The following is a 13,120-nucleotide window of genomic DNA, read 5'->3' as shown; positions in this document are numbered from 1 at the left end:
AAACTTAATATGGTAATAAATCGTCTAATTAGTTAATTACCAAATCTTTTATTTCTCTTCTGTATGAATACGGCTTCGGGGCGGCATAGCCATATCTAATAAGCAACAATGGATGGTAATCTGGCACGTGAAGTGATGCCGCTAATTTGCTCCGAACAGAAATTTCCTCGCAAGGCATATTCAAATGAGCAATACTTATACCTAATTTGCAAGCGTACAATCCAAAACGCTGAAAAGCACGTCCAACATTGATCCATGAGCGAATATTGTTTTCCTCGGCAACAAAAATTGCAATTCCTGCTGTATGTTGTAAAATATCAGATATTCGCTTTGCTTCGCTTTCGGCAGTAACAAAGTTTTTCATGACAAAATTGCCAATAATTTTTCCCATACTTGGCAACCCCATTGAGGCTGTCCATAGGCCGTCTTTGGTGAGTTCGGCTTTGCGTTTAGAATATCGAAACCAGCTTGTAAGCTCATCGACAAACTTTCTGTTGCTAAATTGCAGATTGTTTCCTTCAATAATGTAGGGAATAATAGGTTCGAATTTTTCTCTCCCATTGAATAGATAAAGATGAACTGATGGAAAATCAAACGACGATTTCAAAAATTCTGTATCCGCTTCGTCGACCATTTTGTCGGAATATTTACTTCTATTTGATTGGCGCGTAGAAATATAATCAAACAAATCATCATTGCCAGTAGCAGCATTAGAAATAAGTTTAACGCTGATTGCTCCAGATGTATCTTCTGGATACTCGATTTCACATTCGTAACCTAAGTTGCTGGCAGCAACGACGATATTTTCCAGTGCACAGCCCAAACTAATATACAAAGCGTGATTGTCTTCATCCACAACTGGCAATGCCCGAAAAAAATCAGGGTGAAGGATCACACCATCAGCAACATTTTCGAATTTCCAAGGTTGAGTATTATGTCCCGATGGGGCTTTCGAGGCTGCTTCAACGAGAAAGATAAATTCTTGATTTTTCAAAGTACTACCTTAAATATATGGAAACGCTATTCTTTTTTATATTGTAAAATATTATAGCCAAATACAAATATAGCCAAAATTAATTGATAAAAAAAAGGCTACCAAAAAGGTAGCCCATTTAACATATTCAGCTAAAATTATTTAACAATTACGAGTTTTTCGCGTGCCTGGAACGGACCGCTAACCATATTGATAAAGTATACACCCGAGCCAAGTTCGCTTGTGATGATTGTTGCTTTGTAGTCGCCAGCACGCATTTCACCATCTTGAAGCACGCGAATTACTTCGCCTTGTGCGTTGATGATCTCTATACGAGTATAAACATTGTCCAAACCAACACTGAAATCAAGCGTTACCGAACCACCAGAAACAGGATTTGGTTTAATCGGGATCATCTTGAATTGGTTCTTGTTAATCACAACGTTTCGCAAATCTTGCACACAATGCTGCAACGAAATACGACCGGGGACGTTCACCGAGCTTACGCACTCGTCGCGATCGTGGAAGGTGATGTTTCCAAATGTAGGAACAAACGAGCTGCTATCGGAAAGCAGAATTAAGAAGTTCGGATTGAAGAGTTTTCCATCCTTATCAATTGGCAATCCACCCTTGCCGTGAACAAACAGCGAAGCTGAAGTTTCGCTATGGAGCACTTCATGTGCAGTGAGAACCCAATTTCTCAGGATTTCGCCAGGAGTAACAGAGCCATTGTATTTCATCCATTTTGGATTGTATTTAATCTCAACAGTAAACTCTGTGATTTTAACTTCGGGCCAAGTGCCAATGTGTCCTGCATCTGGAGCAAGTTTGATAGAAACAGGGAATTCTTTATATTTATCGGTAGTAGTCATACCAGCTGTCATTTGGTCTATGCGTGGAAGAGAAAGCTCGACATTGCTAAGAACACTCATAGCTGCAAGTTCAGCTTCGTAAGTACCGATTGAGGTTTCAACGTAGAATTTTGCTTTAATTTTGTTGCCATTATCGTGGATTTGTCCAGTGCGTGCAGACGGTTTGAAACGAACGTTGTAGACTTTGTTACTTTGTGGGTCAACCTGGTCGCCAGGAGTAAATCCAACAACTTCGAAAATATCAGCGTAAGCATCCTCAACATAAATATTGTTAATTTCGAAGGTGCGAGTAGTGCCGGTATTACGGACTTCGAAGCTCAAAGTAGGTTCATCACAACGAGTTCTGCGTTGGAAATCTATGCTTGTAGCTTCCAATCCAAGGTCGAATGCGTGACCAATAACATTAATTGTAGTAATTTGTATGCTATCGTAAGCTGGGAAAGCATCGTTGTGGATATCGAGAGCAATTTCGCGGCGTAGAGTGCGAGTAGGAGTAAATGTAACAGGAATTTCGAGTTCTGTGCCACGAGGCAATACAAAGTCTGCCGGAAGTGGTTGCAAGAATTTGAAATCCTGGTTGGCATTAGGCGTAAGCGGACGAATGCGAATTTCTTTGATGAACAGGTCGGCTGTGTTGCTCAAGGAACGGATTTTGATGCTACCAGTTACAGGATGAAGTTCGCCAACTTCAACCTCGGGAGTAAACTCATAGCCAATTGCTTCTATCTGCGGCAGATATGCAGAACCTTCCAAAATACCATATATGCTACCACGAGGCACATTATCGCTTGAAGCAAATATTGGGTAAATTCTAACATTAGTAGCAACATTGTCAGTTATTGGTTTAAATCTTAAATTAACGCGAACTGTCTTGGTTTTGTTCGGGTCGGTTTCGGTTTGAGGCCAGACTTCAATTTGGGTTTGACCAGAAGCGATAAAGTTAGGTTCATAACCAACAATTTCGTAGCTACCGTCGTTGTCGTTATTATCGATTTCAGCACGAATGAATTTAAGTGGAGCAGTTCCTGTATTATAAACTTCTACATAGCCCTGGTAAGCATCTATCATATTAACTTTTGCGTCTAATACGCGGCGGCTACCCCAGTTGAAGCTGGTAATTTGAGGTCCGGGTTTAATAGCACGTCCACTAATATCGGACCAATATTTGCCACTGGCAGCATTAGAGTTAAAATCAACTCTTGCGATATAGTCACCATTGTCAGACGGAGTAAAGCATATGGTTCTAAACCAAACTCTTTGACCAGGTGGAATTATTACCGGAAAGGCTGGTTCGATTGGATCTTCTATTGTATAAGCTAAATTCGCCGGGTTCCAGTTAAATCCATCTATTACTAAATCCATACTACCTGTATTACGAATAACTATGCCACCAGTATGGCATTTCTTATCACCAACAACAACTACACCAAAATTATAGTCGGTTACATCAATTTTTGGTACAACGCCCCGACCAGTTATTGGGAAGGAGAATCTCAAGCATCCAGTTTCAATTTGAACCGAATCAATATCCAAATTGAATTCGTTTGGCGATTCATTAACAGGTGAATAACGAACATTTATTGGTAATTCAGATTTCTTTGGAATAATAGTTGGAATTTCTGGTAGGTCAACCAGTTGATAATATTGCCCTCTCCACAGTTTAATAGATTTAATTGCGACGTCGTTTCCACCCTTGTTTTGAATGATGTATGTCAAATCTTTTGAAGTACCAACCCGCACAGCTCCAAATTGCAAGACATTTGGATTGCTTGCAATATTGTCTGCGAAGTATTCAATTTTAGTAACAGATTCTTTCCCTGCTCTATCTGTAACCGACAGGTATGCAACAGCGTCTTTTGTTATGTCTTCAACTTCTAACAAGAAAGAAAAGTCCGTTTTCGGAGGGAACGGAGTAAATGGAGTAGGGAAGATAGGATCTTTGAAATTAACGGTTCCTTCGAGCAAAGTAGGCTGATCGGAAACACCCAAATCTTGCTGAAGTGGGTCGTCGCCTTCTTTTCCATTTCGAAGTTCAGTAAATTTAACTGTATATTTGCCGCAATTTCCTTCCACGAAAACTTCCGGAGGCAATGTATCAACTACATCCGTTACTTTAAATTGCATTGCCGCAGGCCAACCATATGAATCCACACTTGTAAATCCATAAACATAACCCCCAAAAGGTGTTTCGCCAGTAATATAATGAGCACCTGCTCCAACCCGAACTCTTGCAAAAAATAGATCTGTATTTGGAATTCTATTCATTTTAAATTGAGGAACGGTCTGGTAAATTGGCTTATTATCAAGTTTGATCGACTCAATCAGCTGTTTGTGTCTCATTGGATCATTTGTATCGCCTATAGCAATAATATTAAACCAGTTATCGTTAAATTGTCCGGAAGGTGTTTGGAAAATAGTTAAATTTGTAAATTGCTCGACCGCAGTTGTAACAACCATAAATGGATCATAGTTATTATTCCCATCCCAACCCGCAGAATAAGAATAGTGCAAAACTAAAAACGGTTTTTCAGATGTGAAAATAGACACACCTCGAACTGACTTCAAATCATTTCCTGGGGCACCCATTATTTCGCTTATGTCTGCAAAATCACCGGAACGTTTCAAAACAAGCGATCTTCTTTCAATTAATTCCCCTGTGTTTTCGTCGTACCAGGAAACATCAACTTTAGTCATATTCTCGGCAGCCACTATACGAAAGAGGTCACCTTTGTAGGGTGGTCTCTGTAACTGGACAGTAGCGTATCTTTTGCCCCAAGCACTTACTGGTGGGAGCATTTCAATTAAATGGTCTCTTGAAGAACTAATTAAAGCAGGAAGGTCCGCTCTTTGATGATAAGAAAGAAGTCCTATTGGCTTATCACTTTTTATTCTGGAACCTGAAATATCAAATTCTCCATCCTGATTGCCCATACCGCGCACACAATAAACCTGACCACGATTAAGCGTTACAGACCATTTATCACCAATTCTACGACCTGATGTTGTTGTGGAAGATGCTGCACCTGCCCCCTTGAGTTCAATATTAACAGTGGTATTGTTTTCCGAAGCCATAACCACAAAGCCGCTGCCAAAGTATGGGAAGTTTTGGTCACCCGAACCTTCATTATTATCATAATAGCAGGCGTGAATGTAGTCGGTTCCCCACGAAGCAACTGGTATTGCCATATAGCCGTCCGAAGTTGTAGATTTAGTATTCAGGCAGTAAACCGAAATCGGACTTGAACTGGAGACTATTCTAAATGCTTTGTTATCTTGTGGTGTTTCGTAAGGAACACGAATTTCATCGCGTGCCATATTGAGCTCAACAGGCGTCCTGAATGTTATAACACTATACGGTTTTGTAATAGTTTTTCTTGCGATAGTGCCATTAGTACGAGCGTTTTGAAGTTCGACAACCGTTGGTTTTGCCGAGGAAACGAAAATAAACAAATCCCCGCTCGTCCAGGTAGCAACCTCGTTCTGAGGGAACGCTACAATAAACTCGTAGCCCTGAGCGTTAGAGCCCCCTGTTAGCATTTGATTGCCAAAGCCCTGCTTGATTTTTTCTATGCGCGTGTTCTGTGCATTGGCAGTCATTGCCAGTGCCACTAAGCACAGTGCAAGTGTTAATGTAAACAGTTTTTTCATTTTAACCCCTTGTATAATAATAGTTTATTTAAAATATTTCTTTCCCTTATTTGTATTAACAAACAATATGTTAAAAAATCACAAAAAAAATTGAATAATAATTCATTACTATTCACTTTAACTTTCAAAATACAAAAAATCTTATTAAAAAACTAAATAATTGTTTTATTTGTATATTACATTACTTAATTTACTTAATAACATATTAATGATTGACTATGCGAATCCGTATTACCATATTACTATTCCTACTATCATTTGAATTTACCAATGCTCAAATTTTTCTAACCGACAAAGGCAAATCACCATCGAACTTTCTCCATTTCAACAGTAATATAGAAAGAAATGCCCCACCCAATTTCTACAAAACGAAAGGACATAAACCTATCGAACGCCTTCGGCATAGACTTTCAATGCGGACAGATACAACTGGGCAACTTCCTGCTACAATTCATTTCTTTGGTGAATACAACAAATTTTTCAAACGCAATAATGAATACTTAAATCAAAATACAAATGCTTGGCAGGAAATTGGCCCGCGACTGCCACAAAAAGGCTCGGATAAGCGGCTTTCGGGCAGTGGACGAGCCAACGTCGTCGCCTTCGACCCGCTTGATAGCAACCTAATTTGGCTGGGTTCGGCTTCGGGCGGATTATGGAAAAGCACAAATCGCGGGCAAAGCTGGGATGTCGTGCCTTTCACAGAGTTTCTTTCGATGGGCGTTTCCGATATTGCCATACCAAAGCAAAGCCCGACCACAATTTACGTTGCAACTGGTGATGCCGACGGTAGCAGTTTCTTTGGTTGCTTTTCGCTCGGGATTATTAAATCAACCGACAAAGGAAACACTTGGGAAATTTTACCAACAGGAATTGAATATAGCAGCGGCAAGTTTATTTCAAAATTGGTCGTCCATCCTGAGAATCCACAAATTCTTTATGCAGCAACAAGCCATTCTATAATAAAAACTACCGATGGCGGCAAATCATGGCAAGTTCTTATCGACGGGTTTAATTTTCGCGAACTCCGCTTCAAAGAAGGCAATCCCGACGTCCTTTTTGCCACAACTTATAGTCTGGCTGAGGGTGCCTTTTTACTGATTTCCGAAGATGCAGGCGAAAATTGGTTCTTCGCTAATTACTGGCGCGATGCAAGCCGCGTAGCACTCGCCACCACACCGCTCGAACCCCAACGTTTACTTGCTTTGTGCGTTTCGAAGTATACTAATTCGTTCGGTGGGCTATATCTATCCGATAGCGATGGCTACTTCTGGCAAACACTCACCGAAGACACTGTTGAATTCAGTAAATTAGTGCAAGCACAAGGCTTTTTCAATCTTGTGCTTTCGTTTTTACCTAACAGTAAGAATGAATTCTTCGTCGGTGGAGTGTGGCTCTATCGTGGTCGCTTTCACTCGAACGAATTTACTCCAATTGCTAATGAAGTTCACGTCGATATGCACGACCTTAAATATAATCAATATGATGGCAAAATCTATCTTGCTAACGATGGAGGAATTTACCGATTTAATCCCGATTTTACTGAAATCGAAAACATAAGTTCCAATCTTGGTATTACGCAATTCTACCGCATCGGACTTAACCCATATAACCCTCAATTGTTCTATGGAGGTTCGCAAGATAACAACGTTTTCGAATATTTCTACGATAAATGGCAGTTTTTCTGGGCTGGCGACGGAATGGAATGCTTTGTTGCACCGGAAAACCCTTCGCTTGTGTATTTTTCTACTCAACGAGGGAATATCTATAATACAGAAATCGGGAAGATGGAAATCCCATCAAGCGAAAAACGTCCGTGGGTAACAGCTTTTGGCTACCATCCGGCAAAACCCACAATTGTCTATTGCGGATATGAAAATCTCTGGACTACTACTGATAAAGGTCGCACTTGGCAGAAAATTTCGGACTTTTCTGATAGTTCTACTATTAATGCAATTGCTACCTCGTATTTCGACGAAAATGTGTTTGCTGTTGCCAAAACAAATAATGTGTTTTATACACCTGATTTTGGGGACAATTGGACAAAAATATTGCAAATAAATAGCCCAATTTCTGCAATTAAGTTTGACATTTACGACAATTTGTGGGTTGCTTGTGGCGGATTTATCGGGTCAGAGAAAATCTTTCGCTGGAATAATTCCAAATTAGAGAATCATTCATATAATCTACCCAATGTTCCCATCAATTGCTTAGAAATTGATAGCACAACTGACATAATTTATATTGGGACAGACTTTGGAGTATTCCACAAGAAACTCAACGATACATTATGGCTACCTGCTGGCGATGGCTTGCCTGCCGTAATAATTAACGATTTGGAAATTCACTATGGCACAGGAACCCTTTTTACAGCAACTTTCGGACGTGGCATCTGGTCTTTGCCTCTTTGGGACTGCGCCGCCGAAAAGCCGATAATCGCCGTCCCAGAACGAGTTGTCTTCTGTCCCGACGAAGAAGTAACCTTAGAGGTGCTAAATCCGATTTCGGACTATACTTACATTTGGAACAACGGGAACAAAGGCACATCGCTAAAGGTTTCGAAAGCAGGCAACTACTACGTTTCGGCAGTTCGGGGGAATGGTTGCGTTGCAGCAAGCGATACAGTTTATCTATGGAAGCCCGCAAGCCCAGAAATTAACTTGATCTTGCTAACATCAAATCCAATTTGTGAGGGCGATACCGCTCGGATACTTGCGAAAATTCAAAGCGCTCAGAAAGTGCTGCAAAGCGGATGGTCTAATGGTAGAATTGGCTTGCTCGGACAATTCACACAGGCTGGGAAGTACTTTTTCTGGCTCGTTGACGAATACAATTGCCGTTACAACAGTTCGCCATTCGAGATATTTGTAAATCCGTTGCCGCCAAAGCCGGCAATACACAAGATCGGCTATTGGCTGGAAACCGATGCAGCCGGCACGCTTTCGTGGTATGCAAACGATTCATTACTTTCTGGCGAAATAAGTAATCGTTGCTATGCTTTCGCACCCGGTCGGTATTACGTAATTGTGCAGGATACAAACTACTGCCGAAACACCTCCGACACTCTGGAAATTAGATTTGATGGCAACGCTGTTGCAAATATGCAGGTGCGACTCGCGCCAAATCCAGCGAGCGAATATATTACGCTCGAACTAAATTTGCTCGAAGAGACTGACGTCGATGTAGAGATATATAATTTGCTGGGGCAGAAATTATTTTTTCGTCGCTTTGCAAAACGGAGCGGATACGTTTTCGAGCAAATAGATTTGCGGCAGTTTGCCCCTTCGGTGTATTTTGTGAGCATACGCAACGAGTTTGGGCGGCTCGAAAAAAGCTTCGTTATTGTGAGGTAGGTTCTTCGATTCATCCATAAACAATCTAATTATAATATATTAAAAGGTTAATTAGATGGATTATATTAAATTTGCATCGAAAATTAGCTTTTTTTAATTTAACCAAAAAGAATTTAAAGAGCATAGTTTCAGACGTGCTGAATACAAAGAAAAGATTAATCTAATTATATAAACCAAAACGAATACATTGATTTGAAAAACACTATCGACAAACACTATCGACAATTTTAATATTGAAAATAATACAAATTTTAAATTTATGTGGATCACCGATGGCAACTATTGGCTTTCGAAAGATGGCGAAAATAGATATAGAACCTTAAAAGAAAATCATTTCAACAAGAACTATGAGATGCTAAATTACAATTTATTAAGAGAATACTTAAAAACAATTATACCATAGCCTTTCGTGTGTCGAAAACTCTTCTTTGCACAATATTTATTTCTTTCATATTTTTGCTAAAAAATCGAGGAATGAATGATTAAGCACGATAATTGGGCGCGTATTCTTCTGACAGTGGCATTGATTGGTTTTGCTGCTTGGTTTGGGGGAAATTTAGCTCGAACAGCAATTGGTTATGATATTTTTAAACCCGAAGCAGTGCTGTCGCTCAAAGATAATTATACGGACGCGATCAGAATGCAGAATATATATTTATTCGCCGATTTAGCGATTTATACCGACGTAGGTTATGGACTTTTCGCAATATCTTTGATTATTTACGCTTTGCGAAACAGAAAATACTGGAAGCAAAACGGCTGGCTGACGATGTCGCTTATTATGCTTTTGCTTGCTCTGCCGGTGCAAGGATATTTGTTTTATATGGATTGGCGGCTAGCTAACTCGGTTGTTTTGCAAAATGTGCGAGATTTTTACGATTGGGAAGTACAAGAATTCTTCTACAATAGATTTGTCGGGAATAATTGGACTGTTGTCAGCAGTTTGAGTTTTCTAACAACTACAGCATCTGCTTTGTGTTTTGCTTGGCTGCCATTAATGAGAAAGGAGAAAGCAAATGACAACTAAGGAATTACTCAAAGAGCTCGAATACATCGCACAAAATTCAGGTGTGGTTGTCCGACGCGAAAAAGGCAATTTCAAAAGCGGCGCAGCAGTGCTAAAAGCAAAAAAACTTGTGTTGATCAATAAAAATGCGACACCCGAAATTGCAGCGAGCGCTATTGCTCGCGGCTTGCCTGAGGACGTTTTGCAGCATAGTTTCATCAAGCCAGTTGTCCGCGAATTTATCGAAGCGGAAGCAGCTCTCGAAAAGCCCAAGTTCGAAATTGTAGTGAAATATTGAGTTCTATCTCACGCTATCTCTTATTAGTGGCTTTTTCTGAATTGGTTCGGAAGGTTCTATTAGCTTTATTTGATTACCTTTCTTTTTGTCTTTATTATCATTGTAGCGGCGAATGTTTTTCGGAACTTCCTCGACTGCATCAACACGGCTGGTGGGGTCGTCTGCCCAGGGATTTGCATTCAGCACTTCGGTGGCAGTTATTCTAATGTTCTTCACCACAGTGCCACGTTTGCCCGGAATATCGAGCAATTCATCATTTCGATAGAAGCGTATTGCCCCAAAATTGCCCTGATGCACTATTGCAAATTCGCCCACGTTCCAGCTACGCTCCATTCCTGGATACATCAGCAATTCCTCTCTTCTGGCCCCATCAATTTCTATGCGCAACCAGGCTGTATCGCGAGCAACTGCTTTGATAACTATTGAATCACTTTTGTTGAAAAACTCTGTCAATTTACTTTCAATGTTACTTTCCGATTGGTTGTTTTCTACTGTATCCTGCACATATCGCTTTTCTTCGAAAAACTTTTTCGTATCGAAAAAGAACACAAAATAGATTACAAGCAACAAAAAAATCGCAATTACTGAAAAAATTATATAATTTACAAAAACAGGATTAAGGCTAAAACGCACTTTTCGCTTCTTGAAAATTTCCGTATAGTCCTTGCTTTGCAGAACTTCGGTGGAAGTAACGATTTTTTTCGGCTTTTCCTTTTTCTTCTTGAAGGATTTGGCAGCGAGATTCTCTTCGTGCTGAGCGTCTATTTCCGCTGGTGCTTCCTGGGGTTCGGCGATTATGGACGGTTCTTCTGTCTTCTGCTTATGTCCGGTTGACTGCCCTGCCTGCTGAATGCTTAAATCAGAAATTTCGTAGAAATTGCACAATTTCTTGATAAACGATTTTATATAGACCTCGGGCAAAACGTTATATTCCCTATTCTCGATTGCTTCGATAACATGCACACGAATGCTCGTTGCTCGGCTTACTTCTTCGATTGAAAGATTGCGCCGCAGACGCTCTGATTTGAGTATTTCGCCCGTTTCTTTCATAAATTGCTTTTCTCTAATTTAATATTTATTTTGTATTTATGAAATTTTTTTTATTTTTTATTATATGAATTATCAATTAATATGCCAAACAATACAATAATTTATTCAAAAATCTTTCGTTTTATATATGTTTACAATTATTTTGGGGAAATATGGCATTTATAATATTAATAGCAACTGTGGTTATCTCGCTGTACGCAATGTATCGCAACCAAAATATATACTACCGATGGATGTTTTCGCCGTGGCGTGTCCGACGCGAAGGTGCCTGGCATACTTTCATCACAAGCGGTTTTTTGCATGCCGACCTTACTCATCTTGCGTTTAATATGATTACTTTTTATTTTTTTGCATTTAGATTTGAGGAAATTGTTGGTGCGACCAACTTTCTGATAATTTACTTAGGAAGTATGATAATCGCTGATATGGGCTCGTTTTTCAAGCACGCAAACAACCCTAATTTCCGCTCGCTTGGAGCTTCGGGAGCTGTTTCGGGCATTGTTTTCGGCTCGATTTTATACTTCCCGACAAGCAAAATGATAATTTTCCCGCTGCCTATACCGATTCCTGCGTATATTTTTGGTGTGCTTTATCTCGCGTGGTGCTTCTACGCCGAACGCCAGGCACGCGACAACATAAACCATTCGGCTCATATGTTTGGGGCAATAGCCGGAGCTGTGCTAACTGTGCTGCTCGAACCCAGAGTGGTTCAGCATTTTCTTAATCACTTTTGATTAAACTTGCTTTTTTGCGTAATCTATTAATTTATAGACGGCTTCGATTAGTTGCTTCATCTCTTCTTCGGATGTAAAGTACCCGGGGCTTACACGTATTGTGCCATACGGTTCGCTACCTAAATATTTATGAATAAGCGGAGCGCAATGCAGTCCACCACGGACAAGTATTGAGAACGAATTCGCTAAAATGAAGGCAGCTTCTTCGGCTTCAAGATTTTCTATATTGAACGAAACGAGTGTGTAGCTGCTTTTTGTTTTGCTGTGATATAGTTTAATTGCAGGGTTCCCTTCGAACTCATCAACGAACATTGAAACGAGTTTCTTTTTGTGTTCTTGGATTTTTTCCAGAGTTTCTTTTTTAATAAACTCGACACCAGCCGCCATAGAAGCAATACCGGTATAGTTTTGTGTGCCGGCTTCGTATATATGCGGTTCTTTGCGAGGGTATTCGAGTTCGCGGCTTTTGTAGCCGGTGCCGCCTGTTTTCAGCGGTATCACTGAAATATTTTCCTTTATATAAATTCCGCCGGTGCCTGTTGTACCAAATAATGATTTATGACCGGTGAAAGCAAGCATATCAATGCCCTGCTTATCTATTTTAATTTCCACATTTCCCACCGATTGAGAAGCATCTACCAGCAATTTCACGCGGTGCTCACGTGCAATTTCGGCAATTTCGGCTATGTCCTGCAATGTGCCGGTTACATTAGAGCAATGATTGATTACTATTAATGCCGTTTCGGGCTGTATTGCTTTACGAATGTCGTCTGGAGAGACATATCCGGTCGAATCGCAAGGGACAATCGTTGCATCGCTCATATTAATACGAAGCCGGTGGTGCAAGGGGCGTAGCACAGAATTATGTTCCGTTGCTGTTGTTACGATATGGCGTCGGCACAAATCGTAGCCCTTCATTATCAGGTTTATCGCTTCGGTGCTACCTGAAGTAAAAAACAGGCGCTTGTAGTTTCGCGCACCTAAAAATTTTGCAATTCGCTTGCGATAACCGTCCATCTTATCCTGAAAAAACAGTCCGCCGCGATGGACATTCTGCGGTAGTTCTCTTATGCTTTTCAATACTGCTTTCTCTACTTCGGCTGGTTTTGGATATGTAGTTGCAGCATTATTTAAATAAACATAGTTTTTTTTCATTTTCAATTTAAATTTTGATGAACAAATTAAT

At 40.2% G+C, this 13,120-nt stretch carries 9 protein-coding genes; 5 read left to right on the top strand and 4 right to left on the bottom strand.

Annotated features, from left to right (window positions below):
* Positions 1–28: 28 nt before the first annotated feature.
* Both AC6QZF_RS03220 and AC6QZF_RS03215 read right to left on the bottom strand, forming a co-directional pair.
* Positions 29–994: an Acg family FMN-binding oxidoreductase gene (locus tag AC6QZF_RS03220; protein ID WP_499798439.1), complete on the bottom strand. Its 966-nt coding sequence runs from the start codon at positions 992–994 to the stop codon at positions 29–31.
* A gap of 137 nt (positions 995–1,131) precedes the next feature.
* Complete coding sequence (locus tag AC6QZF_RS03215; RefSeq protein WP_499798438.1) at positions 1,132–5,493, bottom strand: T9SS type A sorting domain-containing protein; 4,362 nt, start codon at positions 5,491–5,493, stop codon at positions 1,132–1,134.
* Positions 5,494–5,711: 218 nt separating this feature from the next.
* On the opposite strand from AC6QZF_RS03215, the gene AC6QZF_RS03210 reads away from it, so the two are divergent.
* The 4 genes from AC6QZF_RS03210 to AC6QZF_RS03195 all read left to right on the top strand — a co-directional run bounded on the left by AC6QZF_RS03210 (position 5,712) and on the right by AC6QZF_RS03195 (position 10,150).
* Entirely contained in the window at positions 5,712–8,846 is a 3,135-nt protein-coding gene (locus AC6QZF_RS03210; RefSeq protein ID WP_499798437.1) for a VPS10 domain-containing protein, read from the top strand.
* A gap of 217 nt (positions 8,847–9,063) precedes the next feature.
* Positions 9,064–9,249, top strand: a complete 186-nt coding sequence (locus AC6QZF_RS03205; RefSeq protein WP_499798613.1) for a DpnII family type II restriction endonuclease — start codon at positions 9,064–9,066, stop codon at positions 9,247–9,249.
* A 75-nt stretch (positions 9,250–9,324) separates the two neighbouring features.
* On the top strand, positions 9,325–9,873 hold the full coding sequence (locus AC6QZF_RS03200; RefSeq protein WP_499798436.1) for a hypothetical protein: 549 nt from the start codon (positions 9,325–9,327) through the stop codon (positions 9,871–9,873).
* Positions 9,863–10,150 carry a hypothetical protein gene (locus AC6QZF_RS03195; RefSeq protein ID WP_499798435.1) on the top strand — a complete coding sequence of 96 codons (288 nt, stop codon included), beginning with the start codon at positions 9,863–9,865 and terminating at the stop codon, positions 10,148–10,150. Before AC6QZF_RS03200 ends, AC6QZF_RS03195 begins: the two co-directional genes overlap by 11 nt.
* 3 nt (positions 10,151–10,153) lie before the next feature.
* On the opposite strand, the gene AC6QZF_RS03190 is transcribed toward AC6QZF_RS03195, so the two are convergent.
* Positions 10,154–11,200: a helix-turn-helix domain-containing protein gene (locus tag AC6QZF_RS03190; RefSeq protein ID WP_499798434.1), complete on the bottom strand. Its 1,047-nt coding sequence runs from the start codon at positions 11,198–11,200 to the stop codon at positions 10,154–10,156.
* 152 nt (positions 11,201–11,352) lie between these two features.
* Between AC6QZF_RS03190 and AC6QZF_RS03185 the strand changes: the two genes are divergently transcribed.
* The gene (locus AC6QZF_RS03185) at positions 11,353–11,934 is read left to right on the top strand and encodes a rhomboid family intramembrane serine protease (RefSeq protein ID WP_499798433.1); all 582 of its coding nucleotides are present in this window, start codon (positions 11,353–11,355) and stop codon (positions 11,932–11,934) included.
* Here AC6QZF_RS03185 and AC6QZF_RS03180 read toward each other — a convergent pair whose 3' ends face one another.
* Entirely contained in the window at positions 11,935–13,089 is a 1,155-nt protein-coding gene (locus tag AC6QZF_RS03180) for an aminotransferase class V-fold PLP-dependent enzyme (protein ID WP_499798432.1), read from the bottom strand.
* Positions 13,090–13,120 lie beyond the last annotated feature (31 nt).

The sequence above is a fragment of the Eximiradius sp. genome (assembly GCA_937127445.1).
Lineage (GTDB): Bacteria > Bacteroidota > Ignavibacteria > Kapaibacteriales > UBA2268 > JAKIZO01.
The sequence above is the reverse complement of the archived record's forward strand: the minus strand, read 5'-3'. Positions and strand labels throughout refer to the sequence as shown.

Bases quoted from the DNA above. Each gene is read 5' to 3' on its own strand.
- AC6QZF_RS03195 (WP_499798435.1), top strand. From the start codon at position 9,863: ATGACAACTAAGGAATTACTCAAAGAGCTCGAATACATCGCACAAAAT.
- AC6QZF_RS03185 (WP_499798433.1), top strand. From the start codon at position 11,353: ATGGCATTTATAATATTAATAGCAACTGTGGTTATCTCGCTGTACGCA.
- AC6QZF_RS03215 (WP_499798438.1), bottom strand. From the start codon at position 5,493: ATGAAAAAACTGTTTACATTAACACTTGCACTGTGCTTAGTGGCACTG.
- AC6QZF_RS03190 (WP_499798434.1), bottom strand. From the start codon at position 11,200: ATGAAAGAAACGGGCGAAATACTCAAATCAGAGCGTCTGCGGCGCAAT.
- AC6QZF_RS03180 (WP_499798432.1), bottom strand. From the start codon at position 13,089: ATGAAAAAAAACTATGTTTATTTAAATAATGCTGCAACTACATATCCA.
- AC6QZF_RS03200 (WP_499798436.1), top strand. From the start codon at position 9,325: ATGATTAAGCACGATAATTGGGCGCGTATTCTTCTGACAGTGGCATTG.
- AC6QZF_RS03210 (WP_499798437.1), top strand. From the start codon at position 5,712: ATGCGAATCCGTATTACCATATTACTATTCCTACTATCATTTGAATTT.